The sequence below is a fragment of the Pseudomonas sp. RGB genome (assembly GCF_007713445.1).
Taxonomy (GTDB): Bacteria; Pseudomonadota; Gammaproteobacteria; order Pseudomonadales; family Pseudomonadaceae; genus Aquipseudomonas.
This window is the reverse complement of record NZ_VMSH01000016.1, coordinates 1-25,051: the sequence shown is the minus strand read 5'-3', so window position 1 is coordinate 25,051 and position 25,051 is coordinate 1. Positions and strand designations below refer to the sequence as shown.

Genomic DNA, 25,051 nt, shown 5'->3' with positions numbered 1-25,051 from the left:
GATCAATGGGCGTGCTCGGCCGAGCCTTTACCCAGTTCGGACTTGAGGATGAAGCTGCCTTCGGTCGCTACTTGCGCGCCGGCTTCAAGGCCCTGGCGCACTTCGACGTAGCCGTTTTCACTCACGCCCAGTTCGAGGTGGCGGGTGATGAAACCGTCCGCCGTGCGCACGAATACCGAGGGTTTGTCCTCGACGGTCTGGATGGCGGTTTGCGGCACGGTGACCTTGGCCTGGTAGGTGTCGGTGGCCAGTTGCACAGTCACAAACAACCCTGGGCGCCAGGCATCGTCGGGGTTGGGCACGGTCACGCGCACGGTAGCGGTGCGCGTCTGCTCGCCGAGCAGGTTGCCGACATAGGCCACCGTGCCTTGAACTTCAGTGCCCATTTCCAAGGAGCTGACCTTCACCGGTTTACCGACGCGCACCTTGTTCAAGTCCTTGGGAAACACGCCGAAGGTGACCCACACCTGGGACAAATCCGAGAGCGTGAAGGCGTTGCTGGTTTCGCCGACCACTTCGCCCACGCCCAAGTGTTTTTCCACCACCACACCGGCGAATGGCGCGCGCAGCTCGTAGCGATTACCGCCGGCCAGTACGGCGCTGCCGCTGAGTGCCGTCATCTTCTGACGCGCGTTGGTCAGCGCGATTTCCGCTTCCTGCAAGGTCTGGCGCGCCAGCAGGTAGTCCTGCTCGGCGGAGATTTCGTCCTTCCACAGCTGGCGCTCGCGCTCAAAGGTGGTGCGCGCCAACTCGACGCGTCGCTCGCTGGCGGCCAACTCGCTGCGCTGGTCGGAAATCTGCTGGCTGGCGATCACGGCCAACAACTCGCCTTTTTTCACCGACTGGCCAAGGTTGACCTTTACCGCCTCCACCACACCGGCCGCACGCGGCACGATGTGTGAGGTCCGGTCCTCGTCGAAACGCACTTCTCCCGGCAGCGTCAGCAGCGTGCTGATCGCGCGCGGTTGGGCTTGGGCGAGCTGAATACCGGCCGCCTGGATCTGCTGCTCGGTGAGTTCGAGTTTGCCTTCTTCTTCCTCTTCGGCCCGTGCAAAACCAGACAGCATCAGGCCCAGGGCGACGGCGAGCGCCACACCGTGTTTATGCTTCATAAAAGACTCCAGAAAAAATCAAAACCGGGCGAGGTCGCCGTAAATCCGTTCGATGCGCACCCAGGCGTCGGTCGCCTGAGCGGTCGCCACCAGGTATTGGGTGCGGGCTGCGATCAAGGTGCGCTGAGCGTCGAGCACGTCGAGGAAGTTGAACTTGCCCATCTCGAAGCCACGGGTGGCGCTGTCCACCGCGCTCTGGGCGGCGGGCAGGATGTGTTGGTTGAACGCGCGCACTTCGGTATCGGCGGTTTGCCACAGGTCCAGGGCCTGGCGGGTTTCGGTGCGCAGGCGCAGTTCGACCGCGTTGCGCAAATCGCGGGCCTGATCGGCACGGCGGCTGGCGGCGAGCACATTGCCCTGGTTGCGGTTGAACAGCGGGATCGGCATCGACACGCCCACCAGGTTCACGCGTTCACGCACGCTGGCGTCGTACTGGCTGCCGATGGACACATCGAGGTCGGGAATCCGCTGGGCCTTTTCCAGGCCTACGCTGGCTTCGCTTTGAATAATGTGCAGGTCGGCCAGGCGCAGTTCGGTGGTTTGCTCAAGCCGCGCCAGCAATTGCGCGGCGGCCGGCAAAGGCGGTGCGGATTGGCTTTGCGCGGCCACGTCCTCAAAGTCAGGCGTGGCGCTGCCGGTGCTGGCGGCAAGGCGCCGATAGGCATCGCTGAGGCCGACTTGCGCGCGGTTCAATTCCAGGCGGATCTGCGACACCTGCACCTGCGCGCGCGTGGTTTCCACCGGCGATGACTTGCCGGCGGTGACGCGACCTTTGGCGACCACCAGGCCACGCTCGGCCAGGGCCATCGAGCGTTGCGCCAAGTCGAGGCGCTGCTGGGCACGCAAAGCACTGTAGTAACTGTCGATTACGTCGGCGCGCAGGCCATTGCGACGCTGCTCCAGGGTCAGCGCGGCGGCGTCCTGGGCGCGCGTCGCCACGTCAATGCGCGCGCCCCGTTTGCCGCCGAGTTCCAGGGTCTGGCTGAGTTTTAGGGTAGTAGTGCGCGTGTTGCGGCGGGTGTCTTCGGCATCCCAGGACGCCACCGGGTTGGGGATCAAGCCGGCCTGCTGGCGACCGCCCTGGGCAATGTCGATGTCCCACTGCGCAGCGGCCAGGTCAGGGTTGTTGGCGAAGGCGGCTTGCAGGGCTGCATCCAGAGAGAGGGTCTGCGCCTGGGCAGCACCTGCGGCCACCCACAACGCTGCTGCCCCCAAAAGTGTTCTAACGGAAAGTGCCATAACGAAAGTTCCACGCCCATGAAGTCGCTGAGATTTCCCAGCGGGGGGCAATGTAGCTTTCGGTACTTATCAGGGCCGTGGGCGCAACATTACAAATCCGTTAGCCGAGCTCAGGCATGCACCTCGTCATGCTCGTCGTGCACAAAACCTTCGCCTTCCACCTGAATCGTGGCGTGGGAAATATCGAACTGTTCGTGCAGCAATTCCGTCACCTGGCTAAGGATTTTTTGTTCCGTGTTCAGCGCAGCATCCGCCACCAAGTGCGTGCTCAGCACATTTTTGCCACTGGTCAGGGCCCAGATATGCAGGTCGTGCACGTCCTTGACCCCCGGCACACCCCGAATGGCCTGCTCGACCTGATCGATATCGATGCCGTCCGGCACGCCTTGCAGCAGCACGTTCATGCTTTCCTTGAGCAGCGTCCAGGTGCGCGGCAACACCCAGAAACCAATCGCCGCCGCCACCACCGAGTCAACCCAGCCCCACCCGGTGAACATGATCACCACCGCCGCGATCATCACGCCGATGGAACCGAGCATGTCGCTCCACACCTCCAGATAAGCGCCCTTCACATTCAGGCTTTCACCACTGGCGGCACTGAGCAGTTTCATCGAGATCAGGTTGACGATCAGCCCCAAAAACGCAATCACCAGCATGCCGGTGGACTGGATCTCAGCCGGTGCCTGCAGCCGTTGATAGGCCTCATACAGAATGTAAAACGCCACGCCAAACAACAGCAGCGCATTGAACGCCGCCGCGAGGATCTCGAAACGCGCGTAGCCAAAAGTGCGCTTGCGGTCGGCCGCGCGCTTGGCGACCTGGATGGCCACCAGAGAAATCGCCAGCGCCAGGGCGTCGGTCATCATGTGCGCGGCATCGGACAACAGCGCCAGGCTGCCGGTGATAAACGCGCCGATCACCTCAGCAATCATGAAGCTGCTGGTCAGCCCCAGGGCGATCCATAGAAGACGCTCGTGACCGGCGCGTACCTGACCGTGGTTATGTCCTGCGCTCATGAAAATTCCTCGATAAGTGGGGTTCGTTGATCATAGAGCTATAGGCCAGATCCCCGCGCAGGGGTTGCAAATTTGTCATCCGCGGGACAGCTCTTCGTTATATCGCGCGCACCAAAATCGCACATGGACGCGCTGCAACAGTTCTATCAGGTATGCTTTTCGAGCAGGAAACAAAAAGAAACAAATTAGCCAACCTGTTCGATAAGGAGTCCCGTTTTGGAGTTATCGACTGCCGCGTGGATGGTTCACGACACCCGTCTCATGTTCTGCGTTCTGCTGGCCATCGCCAGCATCATTGTGTTGATCAGCGCGACCAAGCTGCCGCCATTTTTATCGATTCTGATCGGTACGTTTATCGCCGGCGTCGGCGCGGGGCTGCCGCCGGAAGAGGTCGCCAAGGCCTTCAGCAAAGGCGCCGGGGCGATCCTCGGTGAGGCCGGGATCATCATTGCTCTGGGCTCGATGCTCGGTGCATTAATGGCCGAATCCGGCGCCGCCGACCGTATCGCCACCACCTTGCTCGGGCTGGGCAAAGGCAAGTCGTTGCCTTGGGTGATGGCATTGGTGGCGATGGTGATCGGCCTGCCGCTGTTCTTCGAAGTCGGGCTGGTGATGATGGTGCCGATCATCTTCGTAATGGCCAAACGTTCGAATCAGCCGCTGCTGAAAATCGCCATTCCGGCGCTGGCGGGCATGACCACCCTGCACGCCCTGATGCCACCGCACCCGGGGCCGCTGATTGCGGTGAGCGCATTGCACGCCGACTTGGGCATGACCATGTTGCTGGGCTTCTGCCTGGCGGTGCCAGCGGTGATTCTCGCGGGGCCGCTGTATGGCAACTGGCTGTCCAAGCGCATGCAGGTGGATGAACCGGCCGACATCGGCGCGCTGTTCAGCGCACCGCCCAAGGCACCGCGCCAGCCGAGTTTCGGGGTGTCGTTGCTGATCATTTTGTTGCCGGTGATTTTGATGCTCGGCAGTACCCTGGCCAAAGTCGCGATGGCGCCGGAAAACCCGCTGACACTGACCTTGAAGTTCCTCGGTGAACCGCTGATTGCCCTCGGCCTGGCTGTCATCGCCGCCGTGATCTGCCTGGGCTGGGCCGCCGGCATGCCACGCGCCGAGGTCGGCAACACGCTGCGCAAAGCCCTCGCGCCCATCGCCGTGTTGCTGTTGACCATCGGCGCCGGCGGCGGCCTCAAGCAAACATTGCTGGACGCCGGCGTCAGCCAGACCATCAGTAAAGTCGCCGAAGGCGCGCACATGCCGTATCTGCTGCTGGCCTGGTTGATTGCCGTGGCCCTGCGCCAGGCCACCGGTTCGGCGACCGTCGCCACGACAACCACGGCGGGCATTCTCGCGCCAATGATGGCGGGTTTGGCGGCGACGCAGAGTTCACTGGTGGCGCTGGCGATTGGCGCCGGCTCGGTGTTCTTCTGCCACGTCAACGACGCCGGGTTCTGGATGGTGCGCGAGTACTTTGGCTTGCAATTGAAGCAGACGATCTGGGTGTGGTCGGTGCTGCAAACCATCGTTTCCGTGGTCGGCCTGGTCGGTACGCTGTTGCTCTGGCACTTTCTGACCTGAAGATCTTGTAACGGGGGGGGGGGCGCGCTCCCCTTCACGTTGTCAGTGATGTAAAACGAAACGAGCGTCGAGCTTACTGAGCAACTCGAAGGTGTTCATGTACGGAACGCCAAACAGAGCACACACGTTGGGAATGGTGTATTTGCGCTTGATGTCAGGGTTGTAGACTTCATGTGTGACAACCACAGCCCCCGTCGTCATCGCCTTGGCGATTAGCCAAGCATCTGCCCCTTCAAGAAACTCTTCCAGTGCTCCGGCCTTCATCACCGGTACTTGCTCGGCAATTCTTGAGACAATATTCCCAAAGGCCACTTGGGTCTGTTGATCACTCGAGTCTTCAAACAGTCCAGCATTACCCTTTACCCACAGCGTCAACTCATCGTTGCCTTTGGCTAGTTCGTCTCTGACTGGAACAATACTGGCAATTTCCAAGGCCTGATGCTGCTGAAGTATCCATGCCCAATAGCCTGGGCAGATCGTCATCCCGTAATAACGGTTCTTGGCCTCGATTAATGTATTCGAATCCAATAGATGCTTCATGCCGATAGTTTCATCCCATAAGTCTTCAGCTTAGCTGGCTGCACACCCAGCAATTTTCCTGCGTCCCGCAACAAAATTCGCCCGCTCTGTGCTTCTGCGAGAACGGCCTTGCTAAACCGAGTGCTGTTCCTGATAGCTGCTGTGCGGTAGTAGTCGCCTCCACTGCCGTCTTTATCTCGATACTCCTGCAAGATCCGGCGGTAGTAAGCGCCGTATTGATCATTACTGATGTAGCCAAGATCACGGGCGCGCCGTGCAATCACCAATGCGCTGACACGAAAGCGTCCGGCCAAAGGCCCCAGGTTTTCTTCCCAGTGAACATCGGCAACCCAATGCGCTCGGAAAATGAGTTCCGGCGCTAGAAACTCTCCAGCCACCGCATTGCAGAAGGCCTCTTCCTGACGGGCGCTTTGACTGCTGCCACCAGACACGCCCGTGCTACCAATCCATATATGCGCCAGTTCATGCATCAATGTAAAAAGCCGCGCCGTGGGCGCGTCCGCACTGTTGATGAAAACCACCGGGGCCATCGGATTGCTGATCGCAAAACCTCGAAACTCACTGACATCGAGTTTCCTGTGGGTGTTGCCCAAGGCAACACCACTTCGCATGACGAGAATTCCGGCCTCTTCCGCACCACTCACCAAAGCCCTCACATAGTCTTCGTAACCCATTCGAGCAAATGCATCCGTCACGCCAAGTACGCGACGAATATCTGCAACAACGTCTTTGATCGGCGAGTGGCTATTGAAATGTCCAACAAAGGGCAACGGGGCTCGTTCGTGATCCTGCAAGTACTCCAAGTACCAGTCTTGCTTACGGAGCACGTCTCTCACTGTGTCCATCAGGTTCAAGCTGGGCTCATCTGGAAAAACGCCACCCACAGTACGCAGGTCTGGAAGAGGCAAATGCTCTGGTGGAGGAGCCCTGAGAAAGAGATAGCCGAAAGGCACGTGCACAATCGCAGCCCACTTTTGCGCCTGGGAGAAGGTGGGAAGACTCTGGCCGCCTTCCCACTCCTTCAGCCGGTCCAATTTGACCATGAGACCTTTGGCAACCTGCGCTTCAGATAGCCCTGCTCGCTGGCGAGACCAGGACAGGATTGCAGGGTTGACATAGGCGACCTGAGACATAGAGGTAAGTGTGCTCGTCAAGATTGGGCGTGACTATAGGAGCGACCTTCCTAACCGTCAATTAATGGCCCTAAGTGCCATTTGTAACAGCGTTTACTGGGTGGCGCTTGCCAAACAGCGCCACACTCGCCACCCCGACCGCGCCCATCACCACGCAATAGCCCACGCAAATCCACGGGCGCGTGGGCATCAGCGCGATCAGCAGCAACGGCGTAGTACTCGCCCACAACGCGTAGGCAATGTTGTAGGTGAAGGAAATCCCCGACACTCGCACGTGCGCTGGAAACAGGCCCACCATCACCGACGGCACCGCGCCCACCACGCCGCAGCTCAAGCCCGCCACGGCGTACGCCGCGCCCAGCCAGAGGCCGCCGTTGATAAGGCTCGCGTACAGCAGCGCAATCCCGACTGGCAGCAACAGGCTGTAGACCAGCACCGCGCGCCAGGCGCCGATACGGTCCACCAGCAGGCCGGCGAGGACGCAGCCGATATTCAGAAAAACGATGCCCAGCGCGCTCAAGGCGAAAGTGTGGCTGGGGCTCATGCCGAAGGTTTTTTGCATCAGGGTCGGGGTGATGACGACCAGCACCACCACGGCCGAGGTGAGTACGCAGGTGAGGATCATCGCCGGCAGCAGCACGGCGCGATGGTCGCGCAGCACGGTGCGCAGCGGCAGTTCGGCGGCCGCCTGGCGGCGGGCCTGCATGTCGAGGAACACCGGAGTTTCGCTGAGCCAGCGGCGCAGCCACACGCCGATCACGCCGAATACGCCACCGAGCAGGAACGGAAAGCGCCAGGCGTAATCGAGGATTTCGGCTGGGGTGAAGACTTGCGCCAGCAGCGTGGCAGTGAGTGCGCCCAGCAGGTAGCCGAAGGTCAGGCCGGCTTGCAGGAAACCCAGCGCGTAGCCGCGGTGGTGACGCGGTGCGTGCTCGGCGACGAAGGTCCAGGCGCTGGGTACTTCGCCGCCCACTGCGGCGCCTTGCAGCACGCGCAGCACCAGCAGGATCAGCGGCGCGAAATAGCCGATTTGCGCGTAGGTCGGCATGATCCCGATCAGCAGGCACGGCAGCGCCATCATCAGGATGCTCAGGCTGAACACGCGTTTGCGACCCAGGTGATCGGCGAAGTGCGCCATCAGGATGCCGCCGAGCGGGCGCGCCAGGTAGCCGGTCACGAAGATGCCGAAGCTTTGCAGCAGGCGCAGCCACTCGGGCATTTCGGGCGGGAAAAACAGTTGGCTGAGGGTCAGCGCAAAGAATACGAAGATGATGAAATCGTAGATTTCCAGGGCGCCGCCGAGGGCGGCCAGGCCCAGGGTTTTGTAGTCGGAGCGGGAAAAACGCTGCGCCCGTGGGGAAAAGGTGGCAGTCATGTGCAAGCTCGGCAGACAAACAAAATGGCGTGCAGGTTATGAGTTGAGTCCGGTGATGGCAATCACGGCAGATATATTTGTTTTACTCATGGATCGATGAAGATAACTGCATTCCCATATCAATGGCCGTAGCGGAACATGCCGTAAAACTGCCAACACCATAATAAATACAAGAGGAATGACTCGTGGCCGATGCTATCGAAGAAAGCCGCTATGCCAGATTTGCCCTGCGCTGCTCCAACTTCGCCGAACGCTGGTTTCCGGATTCCTGGGTGTTTGCCGCCCTCGCGGTGATCATCGTCGCCGTGGCGACCCTGGGCATGGGCGCCGCACCCACCGAAGCCGCCAAAGCCTTTGGTGACGGGTTCTGGAGCCTGATCCCGTTCACCATGCAGATGGCCTTCGTGGTGATCGGCGGTTACGTGGTGGCCAGTTCGCCACCGGCGGTGAGATTGATTGACCGCCTGGCACGTATCCCCAAAAACGGCCGTTCGGCAGTGGCCTGGGTCGCATTGATTTCCATGGTCGCGTCCCTGCTCAACTGGGGCTTGTCGCTGGTGTTCGGCGGGTTGCTGGTGCGCGCACTGGCCCGCCGCACGGATTTACGCATGGATTACCGCGCAGCCGGCGCTGCGGCCTACCTGGGCCTGGGCGCGGTGTGGGCGCTGGGGCTGTCGTCGTCGGCCGCGCAGTTGCAGGCCAACCCGGCCAGCTTGCCGCCATCGATCCTGTCGATTACGGGGGTGATCCCGTTCACCGACACGATTTTCCTGTGGCAATCCGGGGTGATGTTACTGGCGCTGATCGTGGTCTCGCTGATCATCGCCTACGCCACCGCGCCCGGCCCGAACAGCGCCCGTGATGCAAAGGCCTGCGGCGTCGACCCGGCGTTCAACCTGCCCAAGCTTCAAGCGCCCACCCGCCCGGGCGAATGGCTGGAACATAGCCCGCTGCTGACTATTCTGCTGGCGTTGCTGGCGGCCGGTTGGCTGTTCCATGAGTTTTCGACCAAGCCGGCGATCAGTGCGATATCGGGGCTCAACACCTACAACTTCCTGTTCATCATGGTCGGCGCACTGCTGCACTGGCGCCCGCGCAGCTTCCTTGATGCGGTGGCGCGCGCCGTACCGACCACCACCGGCGTGCTGATCCAGTTTCCGCTGTATGGCTCCATCGCGGCGCTGATGACGGTGGTCAAGGGCGGCGACGGCCAAACCCTGGCGCACCATATCTCAACCTTTTTCACCTCTATTGCTTCACACGACACCTATGCGCTGTTGATGGGCGTGTACTCGGCGGTGCTGGGCTTCTTTATTCCGTCGGGCGGCGGCAAGTGGATCATCGAAGCGCCTTACGTGATGCAAGTGGCCAACGACCTGCAATACCACCTGGGCTGGGCAGTGCAGATCTACAACGCGGCCGAGGCGCTGCCGAACCTGATCAACCCGTTTTATATGCTGCCGCTGCTGGGCGTGTTGGGGCTCAAGGCGCGGGATTTGATCGGCTTTTCGTTTGTGCAGTTGCTGGTGCATACGCCGCTGGTGTTGTTCCTGCTGTGGGCGTTGGGGACGACGTTGAAGTATTTGCCGCCCGTCATGCCCTAACACGGTCAGGGTGGAAGCGGGCTTGCTCGCGAAAATGCCCGCGGGTCAGTGACGGAAACGGTTGACTGACACAGCGCTTTCGCGAGCAAGCCCGCTGCCACATTTCGACCTGAGGCTTTAACCCGACTGTCTTCTTTTCGTCACATTGCATTGCTACCGTCCTGCGAAATATCTTGAAACAACCACCGCGCAGGGACTCCCAGCAATGAGTGACGAGCACGAAGACCGCCCTTCTCCCGATTCCATCGCCCAACCGCCGGTGGACACCAGCCGCCGGCGTTTCCTGGGGGGCGCGGCAGTGCTGGGGGTCGGCGCGACCTTGAGTGCCTGCGGCAACACCGGTGAAACACCGACCACACCGGTGACGCGACCGCTCACACCTCAAGAGCTGGACAAGGCCTTGCACGACCAGGTGAAAACCGTGGTGGTGATCTATGCCGAAAACCGCAGCTTCAACAATTTGTTTGCTGATTTCCCTGGCGTGGAAAAACCACTGTCGGCGCTCTCCGGCGCCGATGCCCAGCAACGCGACCGCGACGGCAGCCTGCTGACCAGCCTGCCGCCAACCTGGGGCGGTGTGTTGCAAGTCGGCCCGCAAAGTGTCGACGGGGTGACCTACCCCAGCGAAGTGCAATTCCAGGAAAACCTGCCCAACGCACCGTTCGCCCTCAAAGGCCCGAACGCCGAAGACCTGCCTTTGAGCCTGGTCACGCGCGATTTGTGGCACGTGTTCTACCAGAACCAGATGCAGATCAACGGCGGCAAGAACGACAACTTTGTGGCCTGGGGCGATTCCGGTGGCCTGGTGATGGGCCATTACGCCCAGAGCCGTTATTCCTTGCGCCTGTGGGATGTGGCCAAGGAGTTTGTGCTGTGCGACAACTTCTTTCAGGGTGCATTTGGTGGCTCGTTTCTTAACCACCAATACCTGATCAGCGCCACGGCGCCGTTTTATCCGAACGCCGCACAATCAGTGGCCAAAGCGCAGATTGCCACGCTGCAAAGCGATGACCCAGCCGACCCGCGTCTCAAGCCGCTGGACAAGTCACCCGCCAGCGCCATGACCGGCCCACCGCAGTTTGGCCCCAGCGCACTGACACCGGACGGCTACGGCGTGAACACCCTCGCCCCGCCGTACTGGCCGACCTGGATTCGCGACCCGGACAACCCGGATTACTCCAAACCCGACCTGCCCAACGTGCTGGTGCCGCAGACCCACGAACACATCGGCGACAAGCTGTCGAAAAAGAACATCGACTGGGCCTGGTACGCCGGTGCGTGGCAAGCCACCCTCGACCAATTCAAGGATTCGGGCGGCATTCCGAAAATCCCCAACTTTCAGTATCACCACCAGCCGTTCAACTACTTCAAGCAACAAGGGCCAGAAAACCGTGCCGAGCGTGATAAACGCCTGCGCGATGGCGGCTTGGGTGATGAGGCGAGCACCAATAAATTCTTCGCCGACGCCCAGGCCGGCAAGCTGCCGGCCGTGAGCTTCTACAAGCCTCAGGGCAACCTGAACATGCACGCCGGTTACGCCGACGTAGCCTCGGGCGATCGCCACATCGTTCGCGCCTTGAAAGTGCTGCAGGAAAGCCCTCAGTGGAAAAACATGGTGGTGGTGGTGACCGTCGACGAGAACGGCGGCTGGTGGGACCACGTGGCACCGCCCAAGGGCGACCGCTGGGGCCCGGGCACGCGGGTTCCGGCGCTGGTGGTGTCGCCGTTTGCGCGCAAAGGCACCGTGGACCACACGGTTTACGACACGGCATCGATCCTGCGTTTGATCACCAGGGTGTTCCAGCTGGAGAAACTGGACGGCCTCAAGCAGCGCGATGACGCGATGATTTCCCGCGGCCAGACGCCCATGGGCGATTTGAGCAATGCATTGCAATTCAAACTGTAGGTTTTCTTATCCAATAACGACACGCCTGGCGATTTAGCACGCGGTTTTCCTGGTCAGCCGCTACTGTGTGCAGGTGGGCTTTCACCCCGCGCAGACGGGCTTTCGCTGACAAGGAACCAACTATGTTCAAACCGACCAGGCTGTCCTTCACCTTGGTCGCACTGCTGGCCAGTGCGCTCGTACACGCCGATATCGAAGTACCACTGGGCAGCACGCAACGCGTCACCCAAGTGTTCGCGTTTCCCAATAACTGCAACGTGATCTGCTTTCGGCCATGGACGCTGGAGCAGACCGCCGAGCACTACCTGAACCAGAGCTTGCAGCGCGACGGGTACAGCCGCGCCAAGGTCAGCGTGAAAACCCATGACGGCGAGGTCGTGGCGACCTTCAGCGGCGTACCCGACCACTACGGCCAGCCCCTCACCACGCTGCTCAACACCGCTGACCTGGCCTACCAAGGCGCCAGCAAACTCAACAGCGACGGCAAATGGGCCTACAACTGGTACCTGTTCCTGCCGCTGGGCATGGCGCTGGAAAACCGCAAAAGCATCGAGCTGCTGCACTTCCCGCCGGATTACTCGCTGACCCAGGCCCAGGATTACCTGGAATCGGCCACCACGGATCGCTGGGCCACGTTGCTCACCGACAACGGCATCCCGGCCACCGAAACCCCGGCCTACCAGACCATCATCGATATCGCCCCCATCGCCGCGCCGTCCAACGCGGGCAAGGACCTGGAAACGGTTTACAGCTATTTCACCGACTATCAGACCCGCATGGTCAAGGAACTGAGCCTGCACGCCAACGGCTCATTACCGATGGTGGCGTTCGGTGCGCCGGTGCGCAGCTGGATCAAACAACAATACGGTCAGACGGTGGCGGTGTTGGGCCTGGCGCAGATCAGCCCCACCGAGGGCAAACCCGTGTCGGTGCTGGGCGCCAACCACCCCAGCTACATCTGGTATGCGGCAGACCCTGCCACCTACGACGGCAATGAACAAAAAGCCGACGAAGCCGGTTTGAAGGTGATGGGCCAGGATTTGAGCGCTGCCTGCTGGCAAGCCGGCATGGGACAGAAGCCCGCCAGCGATCCAAATGTGTTGCTAAAGGCGTGCATGAACACCTGGCAGGTCACGCGCAAGGAGCAGACCTGTGAGTTGTTCTACACCTCGGTACGCAACCTGACCCCGGAACAGGCCAACGCCAAATGCGCCACGCCTGCGATCAAGGCCCAGTTGAAACAGTTGAAGGGCGTCGTGCCGGCAGCATCTCTTACCGCGCCAGCGCTATAAAGCGCACAAACAGAACGGTTTCTACTGTCAGATTTGACAGTAGAAATCGAATTCAACTTGGGCGAGTCTGGGGCCGCACACATTCGCTGCAAGACTGGCAGTCAGACAACTCAGTAGGTCGATGCAGCCTAGGCCAGGAGAGTTATGAAAACTCAAGCCATGGATAAGGCTAAAACCAGCACAAAGGACTGCCTTTACCCCTTCAAAACCCTGCTTTTTGAACCGGGCTATCCGTCGACCGAGCAATTCCAGCCCATTCAGGACGCTAACGGATTACCCGCCGGGGTCAAGGCGCGCATCGCCTTTGACAGCCGTGTGCGCATCGCCAAGGTTTCCGGCTATGCCGTGGGTGAGCGGCGCCCGCATACGCTGCAGCTGTCGCCCCGTATCCACTTGTATGACTGCTGGTTCTGCGGCCTGTTGTTGCACTCCTGCGACCCGAATGTGTTTTTCGACACCACAGACCTGGAGCTCTGGACCGTACAGCCCATCGCCGCCGGCACCTTGCTGACGCTGGATTACGCCAGTACCGAGGACGCGCTGCCCCAGCAGTTCGCTTGCCTGTGCGGCGAGCTGAACTGCAGGGGCTGGATCACCGGCAGCCAGGAGCCGTTAAACAGCGAAGGTCAGGCGTTCATGGCCCGATGGCGTGAACGCAAAAGACCTTAAGCTTCGCCCAACGGGCGCAGGCGGTATTGCGGCGGCAACTGCTCAAACCCACTGATGGTGGTGTTCAAGCTCTTCCAGCGGCCATCCTTGATGCCATAGATGCAGCCATGAATCGACAGGCTCTGCCCACGGTGCCAGGCGTTTTGCACAATGCTGGTGTGGCCGACGTTGGCCACCTGCTGAATCACATTCAGCTCGCAAAGGCGATCGACGCGCTCTTCTTCGGTCGGCAGCTGCGCCAGCAGGTCACGGTTTTCGTAATAGAGATCACGAATAGTGCGCAGCCAGCCGTCGATCAGGCCGAACTGGCGGTCCTGCATCGACGCGCGCACACCGCCGCAGCCATAGTGGCCGGTGACGAGGATGTGTTTGACCTTGAGCACGTCGACTGCGTACTGGATCACCGACAGGCAATTGAGGTCGGTGTGCAGCACCACGTTGGCGACGTTGCGGTGCACGAACAGATCACCCGGCAACATGCCGACGATCTCATTGGCCGGTACGCGGGCGTCGGAGCAACCGATCCACAGGTATTCCGGGGTTTGCTGGCGGGCAAGCTTGGCGAAGAATTCGGGATCTTCCTGTTTGATCGCGTCCGCCCAGCGTTCGTTGTTATCAAGCAGGTCTTGTAGTTCGTTCATCAGGGAAAGCCTCAGGAATGATGCGCAGCTGTGTGACACACAACCGCTCGTCCGGGTCACGCCAAGCCGTAATTAGCTTGAATCTTTAGGGCGCCGTGCCTGTCCACACACTATAAGCCCCACAGTATGAGGATTAGCCATGACTGAATCACGACGTCCCTACGGCGCTACGCAGCCGGAACCGATTGACGACAACGAAGACCGCATGGGCTCGATACGCGAGCTGGATTTTGACGAGGAAGAACCGACCGCGGAAATCGGTGATGAGATTCCGTCGGCAGAGCGCGAGCAATTGATGCCCGACGAACGGGTGCGCGAAGCGGGCATGACTGGCGCATCGACGGCGGACCATGAGCCGACTGATGATGATATGAGCCCGGAAACACTGATCCATGAGGACGGTGCGCGGGATGCGCGGGAGGAAGGCGAGGATAATCCGGCGGATTACGATCTGAGCATCGTCGATGAAGATGAGATTGGTGGCGGCAATGGGATGGATGAGGCTGAGCTGGCCGATATCGATCCGGTCGACGGTAACCGCTGACACAACACGGCCCCAACAGTAAGCACCGCCTTCTGTGGGAGCCGGGCTTGCCCGCGATAAAGGCGCCTCAGTGTCTCAGTGACACCGTGGTGATGCTATCGCAGGCAAGCCAGCTCCCACAGAGGCCTGCTTGCACAGGGAGTTTTGGGTTCAATCGACCAGCGTGCAGGCCATCACGACGGCATCTTCGCGGCCACCTACCGCAGGGTAGTAATCGCGCCGACGGCCGATCTCATTGAAGCCGTAACGCTCATACAGGCGAAACGCCCCCGTATTGCTGTCGCGCACTTCCAGGAAGCATTCCCGGGCATTGGCGGCATAGGCGCGGGACATCAAGTGTTCCAGCAACGCCAGGCCCAAACCCCGGCCCTGGTTTTCCGGCTTGACGGTAATGTTCAGCAGATGCGCCTCATCGAGGATGATCTGCACCACACCGTGGCCTACCTGCTGCTCACCTTCAAACATCAACCAGATCTGGTACTTGCCCAAGCCGTCGAGAAAAATCCCGCGGGTCCAGGGATGGCTGAACGCCGCGTATTCAATCTTCAGTACAGCGTCGAGGTCCGCCTCGGTCATTGGGCGGAAAGACAAAGCTTCACTCATCGGTACTTTTCCAGCGCGCCATCAGCCGGCGCATGGCTTGCCATACATCAGCCTTACGCTGTGGCTCTTCCATTAATAATTCCAGGCCCGGCAGGGCCCACACCGACCCAAGGCCTTCGACCTGCAGTTCACGGTACCAGGCCTCGGCATTCGCCTCGCCGGCAAACCGCACGGCGGGCAGGCCGATCAGCCACAGGCACACGCACGGCTCGTCTTCGAGGCGAGCCGAAACAAAACCTTGCACAAAATCCCGCGCGGCTTCCGGGCCCTGGTCCATGTTGCCACGCACCAGCAGCGGCCAGCGCACCGGGTCGCCGACGATTTGCGGGCTGTCGGGCAAGCCGGCAGCGCGCAGCATGTCTTTGAGCAGCATGTAAGCCGGGTCGCGGGTCTGGAAACGCTCGCCTGTGGGTAACTCCACCAATAGCAGGCAACGCCCGGCGCGCAGCAATTGCAGGGCAAAGCGCGGCGGCGGCACCACGGGCGCCTTGGCCACCGGCGCAACCGTTTCGGCCACCACTGGCTTGGCCATTGGTGCCGGGCGCGGCACTTCGACCTTCGCCCGCTCGACGACAGGGCGCGATTCGGGTGTGGGCTTGACCACGGCCACCGGCGCAGCCGCCTCTTCCCCCGACACGTCGAACGCCTCATAAGGCTCAAGCGCCTGCAGCAGCTCGGGCCGCGACGGGGCGGCAAACGGCAGTTCGGTGCGGGGCAGCCAGTTGACCACCTGCATGGCGGTCAAGTAAGCGCGACGTCGGGACTCGATAAGCACAGCTCGGCCACTTGTGGATAACTAAAGAGCGGGGATTCTACCGCTGTTCGGTAACAATCGCCCACTGCGCACTGACCGGCTGTGGATAAATCCCGCGCCTGATGCAGTACAATCGCGACTTTTAATCGCCAACCAGCCGGCCATTCCCATGATCGAACCCAAGCGCGTCCTGCGCGCCCTCGCCGAACACTGGGCCTTACTTGAGCCACTGTGCGAACACTTCGACCAAGGCACCTTGAGCCTTGGCGAACTGCGCGCGCAACTGGCCGCCCAACAACTGGACAGCACGCCCCAGGACATCACCAGCCTGCTGGACGTGTGGATTCGCCTGGATATCCTGGTGCCTGTCGCCAAAAGCCCGAACCGTTTCGAGCTCAACGCACAGATCCACGACTTCCTGGCCTATCTTCGCAAGGAGCACCGGCTTGGCCTGTGCCTGGAAATCGAAGCCTACCTGCGCCACCTCGAGCGCCTGGCCGGCTACATTCAGGACGCTTTCGACATCCGCGATGGCCACGACCTGGCCCGCCAGCTGCGCCTGCTGGACATGCGCGTACGCGATGTATTGAAAAAACTCGCCAACGACGAGCAAGCCCTCGCCGCCGTGGCCGACCGCGCCAAGACCAGCGACCGGCAGATCCCGTTGCGCCAGCGTTACGCCGAAGTGCTGGCGACCTGGGACGAATACGTCGAGCCGATGATCCAACTGGTAAACGCCGACGGCGCCTTCGAGCAAGGCGTGCGCAAGGTCGAAAACGTGCTGTTGCGCATGCTCACCGAGCAACAACGCCTCGGCCACCTGGTCGATGACGACATGCTGCTGCGCACCCACGCGCGCATCCTCGAAATGCAGACCAGCGCCCAACTGACCTTGCGTCATGCGCGCGAATTGCTGCTGCCGCTGCGTGAAGAAGCGCGCCGGCACAACGCCGTGACCCGTGGCGCCGCGCTGGCCTTGTCGGCCATCCGCCGTAAAGGCCTGGACGCCGTGCCGCAAGCGGCGATGCCGATGTTCACGCGGCCGCAAAGCACCTTCCTCGGCAGTGCCAGCCAGGTCGAGGCCTATGTGTACGCGCTGGCGAATTTCGAGCCGAAACCGGCGCGTTTCCCCAAGGCGCACAAATCCCACAAGGGCGACGCCCAGCGTGCACCGCGCACGGTCAAGGAAATGCTCGAGCGCTGCGAAGACGCGCTGCCGATGCCAGACCTGATGACCTGGCTGCTGGAGCAGGAACCGGACGGCGCCACCGACGAATTGTTGTACTGGTTCTCACGCCTGTCCCGCGAAAAACGCTTCAAGCGCGAACGTCTGGAACGCCGCGACTACCACACACACGAGCACCAGGTCAGCCTGCGCTCATTCGCCCTGCTCCCGGCCGGCGCTGATATGGCCGAGAATTCTGCGAGTACACCTCATGCATCTTGATCTATCCGAACTGTCCCAGCTGGCGCCGATCTTTCGCGAGCTGTTCAAGGGTTACCACGTCAGCCGCCGCGACCCGGAGCTGTACGCGCAACTGTCAAACTTCCAGGACCAGTACCGCACGCTGTTCAAGGCGCTGGGTTTTGAACTGGTGTGCGATACACGCGGCTTCTATTACTTTGTGCCGGACTCGGCGATAGCCAGCGCGCAAGTGAACAAGACCGCCCAGCGCCTGGCGCTGTTCACCTTCATCCTTGTCGAGCACCTGGCCGACCAGGGTCGCGACCCGATCGCCGTGCTCGACGGCGGCAGCCTGGGCCGTGACGAATTGCCGTCGTTGCTGGAGAAGTACCGCGACCTGTTTATCCAGGCCGAAGTGCAGACCCAGGAAGAACTTGAAGAAAAAATCATGCGCCGTATGACCCAATTGGGTTTTGCCAGCGAAGACAACGGCGTGTATCGCTTCCTGCCGCCGATGCACCGTTTCCTCGACGTGTGCCTGTCGGTGCAGCAGGACCGCGACCTCGCCGCCAGTGTGCACAGCGTGCTGCCCTTGCCGGTGCCGGTGATCATCGACGAAGACAGCGATGAAAAACTGCTCAAGACCGACGATCCGCTGGACTTGAGCGACTTTGACGAAGAAAGCGAAGAAGACGCCCTGGCCCGCGCCATTGCCGAAGAACAGGAGACCGACGCATGAGCAAGGAACGCTACGGCATCCGCCGCTTCGCCCTATTGAACACCGCCGGTTACAGTTTGGGCCTGTTCCCGCTGGAAGAACCGCTGTCGGTGTACGGCGCGAACAACCTGGGTAAATCCGCCTCGATCAACGCCCTGCAGTTCCCGATTCTGGCGCGCATGTCGGACATGAGTTTCGGCAAGTACACCCTGGAGCAATCGCGGCGCTTCTACTTTGCCACCGACACCAGCTACATCCTCGTGGAAGTCTCGCTGCCCCACGGCCCGCACGTGATCGGCGTGGTCGGGCGTGGCCCCGGCGGTGGTTTCGGGCACCAGTTCTTTGCCTATGCCGGCAAGCTGGACCTGGCGCATTACCAGAAAAACGACACCTGCCTGCGTCAGAAAGAGCTGTTCACCAACCTTGAGCGCGAAGGCCTGAAAGCCTACGAGCTCAAGCCGGACGAACTGCGCCGCTTGCTGGTGGGCGGCCACACGTCGATCCCGCTGGACCTGACCCTGATTCCACTGCGCTCTACCAGCGAGCAGAGCCTGAAGACCTTCCGCGCACTGTTTATCAACCTGCTGCACATGCGCGAAATCACCGCCGCCAAGCTCAAGCAATTGTTCCTGGATGCCTTCGAACACAGCCTGCGTTCCGGCAGCGTGGACTACATCGCGGCGTGCGAAGAAGCCTTCCGCGATGTACGACGCATGGAGCAGGATTACAACTCGCTGGTGGCCGCAGGCCCATTGGTTGAGGCGTTGGCCAATGGCGTTCGGCAGCGCGATGTTCTGCGCGGCAAACTGCATCGCCTGTCGCCCTTGCTGGATTCGTTGCTGGGCACCTGGTCGGACTACGCCAGTGCGCGCAAGGAAGAGCTGACGATCCAGGCCGAGCATTACCGCAATGAGCAGGACGCGCTGCAAAACGATCAGCGCGGTGGCACCCAGGAGCTGATGCGCCTGGAGCGCGAAATCAGCGGCATCCAGCGTTGGCTGGGCGAGCTGTCGGTGCTCAAGCATCGCTTCGCCCTGGTGGATGACGTCAAGGTGCTGGAGCAGCAGCTGCTGGCGGCCAAGGATGCTCACGATGAATTGGCGGGCGCCCTGGCGCAGTCGCGGCAGTTCAGCGCCGAGGATTTGGACGAGCGCTTGCGCGATCTGGAAAAACGCTTGAAGTCGGTCAAGCAGCAGCTCGACCACGCGGACAACAGCAGCTACGCCAAACTGCGCGAAGAGTTTTCGCAGCAGGATGTCGAGCGTCTGATGCGCCTGTTCAACAGCTCGTTGTTCAGCCTGCCATTGGGCGAGCACGGCATCACGCTGGATGAGGACGGCCAGTGGGTCAAATCCCTGGAGCAGATCCTCGACGGCTTCAAAGGCGAGCGCTTCGAAGTGCCGGGGCTGTCCATCGACATCTCGCACATCGAGCCACCGGCGTTGCAGGCCCTGGCGGACCGCGCGGCATTGCGCGACCAGAAAGAGCGCCTGGAAAAAGAACTCAAGCAACTCAAGACCCAGCAAGCCGTGGCCTCCGACCGCGCAGCGAGCAAGACCCAGACTGAAGCGCTGTACCAGCAAGTGCTGGATGCGCAGAAGGCACTGGAAGACTTCCGTCGTGCTCAGACCCTGAGCGCTGAAGAAGGCGAGAAGCTGGAAAACCTGGCGCAAATGGAAGCCGCCCAGGATGAGTTGAAGCGCTCCAGCGACGCCTTCACCGAGCGTGTGCAGCAACTGTCGGCCAAGCTGCAATTGGTTGGGCGCCAGATTGGCGACATGGAAGCCAAGCAACGCACCCTGGATGACGCACTGCGCCGTCGCCAGCTGTTGCCGGCGGACTTGCCGTTCGGCACGCCGTTCATGGACCCGGTCGACGACTCCATGGATAACCTGCTGCCGCTGCTCAATGACTATCAGGACAGCTGGCAGGGTTTACTGCGCGCCGATGGCCAGATCGAAGCCTTGTATGCGCAGGTTCGCCTTAAAGGCGTGGCCAAGTTTGACAGCGAGGATGACGTCGAACGTCGCCTGCAACTGCTGATCAACGCGTATGCGCACCGCACTGACGAAGCCCTGACCTTGGGCAAGGCGCGCCGTGCAGCCGTCACCGATATTGCGCGCACCCTGCGCAATATCCGCAGCGACTACGACAGCCTGGAACACCAGTTGGCCTTGTTCAACCGCGAGATCAACAAGCGTCAGGTGTCCAACCTGCAAAGCTTCCGCATTGTGCTGGCGCCGAACAAGGAAGCCCTCAAGCATATCGACCAGATCATCCACAGTGCCGGTCAATATGAAGAAGGCGAGACGTTGTCGGTGTTTGACCTCAGCCAGAGCGCCGAACAGGACAACAAGAACGAGGAGGCCAAGGAGTACCTGGCGCGCCTGGTAGCCGCCAACCATAACCAGTTGGGCCTCAAGGACCTGTTCGAGCTGGCGTTCGAGATCACCAAGGTGCATGGCCAGCCGGTGATTCACACCGACATCGACGGCGCGGCATCCAACGGCACCACCATGACCATCAAGGCGCTGACCAACATGTACTTGTTGCTGCACTTGATGGACCGTGATCAGGCCGGGCGTGTGCGTTTGCCGTATTACCTCGATGAGGCAGCGGACATCGATGAGAAGAACCAGGCGGCGCTGCTGGAAACCAGTTTGCAGCTGGGTTTTGTGCCGATTCTGGCCAGTGTGAAGCCGCAGGTGTCCGCCCAGGTGGCGATTGACCTGGAAGGTGGCAGTGGACCGAACGGCATCTACATTGATGAGGCGGACTGGAAGTACATCCGTCGTCACGATGCGGTGAAGGCGACCGTGAATGTGCAGGCGGATGAGCCGGAGCTGGATGAGGTTTGATCCACTGAGCTGAAATTAAAAAAGGCCCCTGGGTGAGCACCCAGGGGCCTTTTTTTTCGCCTGTGATGGCCTCTTCGCGGGCAAGCCCGCTCCCACAGGTGAGCGCATTTCTACAGGATAAATGCGCTTGAATGTGGGAGCCGGGCTTGCCCGCGATGGCCGCGCCTCGGTTTATTTGCCGAGCGAAATCTTAGGCGCCCAGGTCAGCCATTCATCTTCAAACTTGTCGAACAGCGGGAAGGTCTGCTGCGGCCGGGCGGCATTGCCCATACGCTCGCCGTCTGGCGTGGCGAAAGCGATACCGCCGGCGACCAGCGTCTCCAGGGATTCAGTGCGCACCGTCGCGCCCTTGAACAGGCCGAAGTCGAGACCGAAACCGCTGGTGTTCCAGAAGCGGCTGCCGCTGCGCACCAGTGGCGCGTACTTGGGCTCGATCAAGATATGGATCAGCACGCGGTCGGCGGTCTGACCCAGCTCGTAGCCGGTGACTTTGCCGACGGTGACCTCACGGTAGGTGACCGGAACGCCTTCCTTCAACGAGCCACGGCGTGCCGCGCTGAGTACCAGGCTCAGGCCTTCCTCCTGACGGGCCGCCTCCGGTGGCTTGTCCAACGCAACGAAACTCTTTTGTGGGCCGGCGTTTTTCGCGGATGGCTGCACCTCGATGTACTGGCCCGTGACCAGGGTTTCCAGGTTCGAGGTTTTCATCAGGCCCAATTCAGGCTTGACCACCCAGAACTGGCTGCCGGCGCGGGCGATCCGATCGGCCACTTGGGTGATGCGCGCGCTGAGCAACACCGACTGCATATCTGCACTGAGGTCGACGCTCTCGATCTTGCCCACGTCCAGGCCTTTGAAGCGTACCGCGGTGCCGGGGCGCAGGCCGTCGGCGCGATCGACCTTGATGGTCACCAGCGTGCCGTGTTGATTGGCGGCTTCGCGATCAGCAAACAGACGGAAGCGCGGGATACGTTTTTTCAGCGGCACGTTCGGTTCCGGGGTCTCGAAGGCAATACCGCCGGCCATCAAGCTGGCCAGGGATTCACTCTTGACCTGGATGCCCCCGGTGAGCCCGCCCGTCAGCGTGACGCCGCTGGCATTCCAGAAGCGCGTCGAACCGTTAACCAGGTTTTCGTATTCCTTCTCGATGTGAACACCGATCACCAATTGCTTGTTCTTGCGCGAGAACTGGTAGCTCTGTACCGAACCCACCTTGACCTGTTTGTAGAGGATCGGGCTGCCGACATCCAGCGAGCCGAGGCTGTCGGTGAACAACACCATGTGCAGGCCGGGGGAACGCAAGTCCAACGGTGGTGCCTTGGCCCGAGCGACGAATTCGCGCTGCGGCGCACTGCCTTTGTCGCCAGGGCGAATGGCGATGTAGTTACCTTTGACCAGCGCTTCCAGGCCGGTGATACCCGCAAGCGAGATGGACGGTTTGACCACCCAGAACTGGGTGTCTTGCACCAGGTAGTCTTCGGCAAGCGGGTCGAGGGTCAGCTCGGCATTAGCGCTGGACAGGTCGGGGTCAATCTTCAGGGTTTTCAGGCTACCGACCTGAATACCTTTGTACATGACCGGTGTGCGCCCGGCCTGCAGACCTTCGAAGTCGGTGAGTTTGACCTTGACCTTGAGACCGGCCGCCGCTGCGTCGAAGTCTTCGTATAAGCGAAACGGCAGGCTTGGATCGGTGGGAGGGCTGTCCTTGCGGTTCTCGGGTGTAGCGAAAGCGATGCCGCCGGCAACGATGCTCGAGAGAGACTCGCTGCGCACCTTCACGCCGGAGAGGTTGGCGTCGATGCTGATGCCGCTGGCGTTCCAAAAGCGCGTGTGTTTGCGCACCAGGCTGGCGTAAGTGGGCTCGATGTAGACCTTGATCTCGACCGTACTCTGGTCTTCGGACAACAAGTAGCTTTTGACCTGGCCAACCTGAATCTGCTTGTAGAACACCGGGCTGCCACGGTTGAGCGAGCCCAGGCGATCAGCCTTGATGGTCAGGTGCAAGCCGGGCTTGGCGTCGGATAAAGGCGGCTCTTCGGAAAGGGCCTTGAATTTGCGGGACGGCTCGCCGTCGCCAGGGCTGGCCGCAATGTAGTTACCCGAGACCAGGGTTTCCAGGCCGGTGATACCGGCGAGGCTGACACTGGGTTTGACCAGCCAGAAACGGGTGTTGGTCTTGAGGTATTGCTCCACATCCTTGTTCATCTCGATGGTGGCGATCACCCCGCGATTGTTGCCCTCGTCGTCCAGGGCCAGGGTCTTGACCTTGCCCACGGGCATGCCTTTGTAAACCACTTCGGTCTTGTTGGCCTGGATGCCCTCGCCGCTTTCAAAGCGCACCTGGATCTCGATGCCTTGTTGGGAATAGGCACGCCATCCCAGCCAACCACCGATGATCAGGGCAATCAGGGGCAACACCCAAATGGCCGACCAGTTGGAGGCCGGGCGGGTTTTAGCTTTTGGCAAATCACTCATGGTCGTCGTCCGACTCCGTGTTGTCCCAAATCAGTCGGGGATCAAAAGTTACTGCGGCAAGCATCGTCAAGATCACCACACTGGCGAACGCTGCAGCACCGAGATTAGCCTCGACACTGGCAAGTCGCCCAAAGTTAACAACCGCTACCAGGATGGCGATCACGAAGATATCCAGCATGGACCAGCGGCCAATGAATTCGATAAAGCGGTACATGATAATGCGTTGTTGCGCGGACAGCGGCTGGCGACGCTGCACCGAGAACAGCAGCAGGCCAATGCCCACCAGCTTGAATGTCGGTACAAGAATACTGGCAATAAACACCACAGCAGCAATGGGGAACATGCCGTGCTGCACCAACTGGATCACGCCGGCCATGATGGTACTTGGATCGCCCTGGCCAAGGGAGTTAACGGTCATGATTGGTAACAGGTTGGCGGGGATATACAGGATCGCCGCCGTGATCAGTAACGCCCAGGTACGCGTAAGGCTGTTGGGACGACGGGCGTGGATCAGCGCACCGCAACGGGTGCAGAGCTGCTCATCGGTGTCGGCCTCTTGCTTGTTCAGCTCGTGGCATTCGGTACAAATCAGAATGCCTGCATCAATCGCCCGCATGATCATCCTCTCCTGACAACGCTTGCCAGATCTGGTGGGGCGACATCACCACCTCAAGCAGCACCTGAACCATTAATAAACTGACGAAACAGATAAGCCCCAGACCGACCGTGATGGAGGCCATGTCGGCGAGTTTGACGATCGCCACGAGCACGCCCATCAGGTAGACCTCCAACATTCCCCAGTCTTTCAAGTGATGGTAAATGCGGTAGAGCAACAACCCATAGCTGCGGCCGATCTTCCAGCGAATGCTCAGCAGCACAGCCAATTGGCAGAGCAATTTGAGCAATGGGATGCCCATGCTGCACAGAAACACCACTGCGGCGACGCCTTGCATGCCGGTATCGAACAGACCTACAACGCCGCTCCAAACGGTGTCCTCTGAGGACTGCCCGAGTAGATTGAGCTGCATGATGGGTAAAAAGTTCGCAGGGATGTACAGCAATAACGCGGCAATTACCAAGGCGAGGCTTCGCTCAACGACATTGTAGCGGTGAGCATAGAGCTCGTAACCGCAGCGTGGGCATTGAGCCTTTTCGCCTCGAGCGAGCGTGGGCTTGCGCATCAGCAAGTCGCACTCATGGCATGCCACCAGATCGTCCAAGGGTAAATCCGACACCGCTGGGGTATCAACCGGATCGGGCATAGTTAGGGCTCGAACTCTAAAAAAGGTTAGGTGCCTATTCTAATGGTCTGGTTCAGAAATAACTGTGCAAATTTGTCGGCCGGGATTGACCCACTGGTCAAGGGGCGGTTGCGGCATGCGGCGCGAATAATGGGCTGACGGAGCGTTCGCTGATATTGGCGATCTCGGGGAGAAGGTTGGGCTTTCGTTCGATACCAGAGCGTTCGCGTTATTCGGAGAATGCGCGTTTTGCTGGCGTTCGTTGCCAGCACGCTTGCACCTGCGCTTTTCGACCGCCCAAAACAAAGCCCCTGTTTGCGTTAGCAAACAGGGGCTCTG

At 60.7% G+C, this 25,051-nt stretch carries 21 protein-coding genes; 9 read left to right on the top strand and 12 right to left on the bottom strand.

Annotated elements, in window-relative coordinates:
* Positions 1-2: 2 nt before the first annotated feature.
* From FPT15_RS24990 to FPT15_RS24980, 3 genes are all read right to left on the bottom strand, one after another.
* Positions 3-1,112 carry an efflux RND transporter periplasmic adaptor subunit gene (locus tag FPT15_RS24990; protein ID WP_145165496.1) on the bottom strand — a complete coding sequence of 370 codons (1,110 nt, stop codon included), beginning with the start codon at positions 1,110-1,112 and terminating at the stop codon, positions 3-5.
* Between the two features lie 18 nt (positions 1,113-1,130).
* Positions 1,131-2,351 carry a TolC family protein gene (locus FPT15_RS24985; protein WP_145165494.1) on the bottom strand — a complete coding sequence of 407 codons (1,221 nt, stop codon included), beginning with the start codon at positions 2,349-2,351 and terminating at the stop codon, positions 1,131-1,133.
* A 110-nt stretch (positions 2,352-2,461) separates the two neighbouring features.
* Complete coding sequence (locus tag FPT15_RS24980) at positions 2,462-3,367, bottom strand: cation diffusion facilitator family transporter (protein WP_106578516.1); 906 nt, start codon at positions 3,365-3,367, stop codon at positions 2,462-2,464.
* A 216-nt stretch (positions 3,368-3,583) separates the two neighbouring features.
* On the opposite strand from FPT15_RS24980, the gene FPT15_RS24975 reads away from it, so the two are divergent.
* Positions 3,584-4,954: a gluconate:H+ symporter gene (locus FPT15_RS24975; protein ID WP_145165492.1), complete on the top strand. Its 1,371-nt coding sequence runs from the start codon at positions 3,584-3,586 to the stop codon at positions 4,952-4,954.
* Positions 4,955-4,996: 42 nt separating this feature from the next.
* On the opposite strand, the gene FPT15_RS24970 is transcribed toward FPT15_RS24975, so the two are convergent.
* The 3 genes from FPT15_RS24970 to FPT15_RS24960 all read right to left on the bottom strand — a co-directional run bounded on the left by FPT15_RS24970 (position 4,997) and on the right by FPT15_RS24960 (position 8,002).
* Complete coding sequence (locus FPT15_RS24970; RefSeq protein ID WP_145165490.1) at positions 4,997-5,494, bottom strand: DUF4411 family protein; 498 nt, start codon at positions 5,492-5,494, stop codon at positions 4,997-4,999.
* Positions 5,491-6,627 carry an XRE family transcriptional regulator gene (locus FPT15_RS24965; RefSeq protein ID WP_145165488.1) on the bottom strand — a complete coding sequence of 379 codons (1,137 nt, stop codon included), beginning with the start codon at positions 6,625-6,627 and terminating at the stop codon, positions 5,491-5,493. The genes FPT15_RS24970 and FPT15_RS24965 overlap by 4 nt, the downstream gene beginning before the upstream one ends.
* A 70-nt stretch (positions 6,628-6,697) precedes the next feature.
* Positions 6,698-8,002: an MFS transporter gene (locus FPT15_RS24960; protein WP_145165486.1), complete on the bottom strand. Its 1,305-nt coding sequence runs from the start codon at positions 8,000-8,002 to the stop codon at positions 6,698-6,700.
* Between the two features lie 185 nt (positions 8,003-8,187).
* On the opposite strand from FPT15_RS24960, the gene FPT15_RS24955 reads away from it, so the two are divergent.
* From FPT15_RS24955 to FPT15_RS24940, 4 genes are all read left to right on the top strand, one after another.
* Complete coding sequence (locus FPT15_RS24955) at positions 8,188-9,606, top strand: short-chain fatty acid transporter (RefSeq protein ID WP_145165484.1); 1,419 nt, start codon at positions 8,188-8,190, stop codon at positions 9,604-9,606.
* Between the two features lie 205 nt (positions 9,607-9,811).
* The gene (gene acpA / locus FPT15_RS24950; protein WP_145165482.1) at positions 9,812-11,512 is read left to right on the top strand and encodes an acid phosphatase; all 1,701 of its coding nucleotides are present in this window, start codon (positions 9,812-9,814) and stop codon (positions 11,510-11,512) included.
* Between the two features lie 122 nt (positions 11,513-11,634).
* Positions 11,635-12,804, top strand: a complete 1,170-nt coding sequence (locus FPT15_RS24945) for a hypothetical protein (protein WP_145165480.1) — start codon at positions 11,635-11,637, stop codon at positions 12,802-12,804.
* A gap of 144 nt (positions 12,805-12,948) precedes the next feature.
* Positions 12,949-13,473: an SET domain-containing protein-lysine N-methyltransferase gene (locus FPT15_RS24940; protein WP_145165478.1), complete on the top strand. Its 525-nt coding sequence runs from the start codon at positions 12,949-12,951 to the stop codon at positions 13,471-13,473.
* Here the strand turns inward: FPT15_RS24940 and can are convergent.
* A complete protein-coding gene (gene can / locus FPT15_RS24935) occupies positions 13,470-14,114 on the bottom strand; it encodes a carbonate dehydratase (RefSeq protein WP_010213394.1) in 645 nt (214 codons plus the stop codon). The two genes, FPT15_RS24940 and can, sit on opposite strands and share 4 nt — an antisense overlap.
* A gap of 139 nt (positions 14,115-14,253) precedes the next feature.
* On the opposite strand from can, the gene FPT15_RS24930 reads away from it, so the two are divergent.
* Entirely contained in the window at positions 14,254-14,658 is a 405-nt protein-coding gene (locus FPT15_RS24930) for a serine kinase/phosphatase (RefSeq protein WP_145165476.1), read from the top strand.
* A gap of 150 nt (positions 14,659-14,808) precedes the next feature.
* Here the strand turns inward: FPT15_RS24930 and rimI are convergent, their stop codons facing one another.
* A complete protein-coding gene (rimI, locus tag FPT15_RS24925) occupies positions 14,809-15,261 on the bottom strand; it encodes a ribosomal protein S18-alanine N-acetyltransferase (RefSeq protein ID WP_003188286.1) in 453 nt (150 codons plus the stop codon).
* Positions 15,254-15,997 (bottom strand): energy transducer TonB, encoded by a 744-nt coding sequence (locus FPT15_RS24920; RefSeq protein WP_145165603.1) that lies wholly within the window; start codon positions 15,995-15,997, stop codon positions 15,254-15,256. The genes rimI and FPT15_RS24920 overlap by 8 nt, the downstream gene beginning before the upstream one ends.
* Before the next feature lie 187 nt (positions 15,998-16,184).
* On the opposite strand from FPT15_RS24920, the gene mksB reads away from it, so the two are divergent.
* From mksB to mksF, 3 genes are read left to right on the top strand one after another with little or no spacing between them, the layout of a single operon-like run.
* Positions 16,185-17,462, top strand: a complete 1,278-nt coding sequence (gene mksB / locus FPT15_RS24915) for an Mks condensin complex protein MksB (protein ID WP_145165474.1) — start codon at positions 16,185-16,187, stop codon at positions 17,460-17,462.
* Positions 17,452-18,159: an Mks condensin complex protein MksE gene (gene mksE / locus FPT15_RS24910; RefSeq protein WP_145165472.1), complete on the top strand. Its 708-nt coding sequence runs from the start codon at positions 17,452-17,454 to the stop codon at positions 18,157-18,159. Before mksB ends, mksE begins: the two co-directional genes overlap by 11 nt.
* Positions 18,156-20,996, top strand: coding sequence for an Mks condensin complex protein MksF (gene mksF / locus FPT15_RS24905; RefSeq protein WP_145165470.1), 2,841 nt, complete (start codon positions 18,156-18,158; stop codon positions 20,994-20,996). Before mksE ends, mksF begins: the two co-directional genes overlap by 4 nt.
* 171 nt (positions 20,997-21,167) lie before the next feature.
* Here the strand turns inward: mksF and FPT15_RS24900 are convergent, their stop codons facing one another.
* The 3 genes from FPT15_RS24900 to FPT15_RS24890 are packed head-to-tail and all read right to left on the bottom strand — an operon-like array spanning position 21,168 to position 24,733.
* The gene (locus tag FPT15_RS24900) at positions 21,168-23,471 is read right to left on the bottom strand and encodes a PqiB family protein (protein ID WP_106578504.1); all 2,304 of its coding nucleotides are present in this window, start codon (positions 23,469-23,471) and stop codon (positions 21,168-21,170) included.
* Positions 23,464-24,087 (bottom strand): paraquat-inducible protein A, encoded by a 624-nt coding sequence (locus tag FPT15_RS24895; RefSeq protein WP_145165468.1) that lies wholly within the window; start codon positions 24,085-24,087, stop codon positions 23,464-23,466. The genes FPT15_RS24900 and FPT15_RS24895 overlap by 8 nt, the downstream gene beginning before the upstream one ends.
* Positions 24,074-24,733, bottom strand: coding sequence for a paraquat-inducible protein A (locus tag FPT15_RS24890; protein WP_145165466.1), 660 nt, complete (start codon positions 24,731-24,733; stop codon positions 24,074-24,076). The genes FPT15_RS24895 and FPT15_RS24890 overlap by 14 nt, the downstream gene beginning before the upstream one ends.
* Between the last annotated feature and the right edge of the window lie 318 nt (positions 24,734-25,051).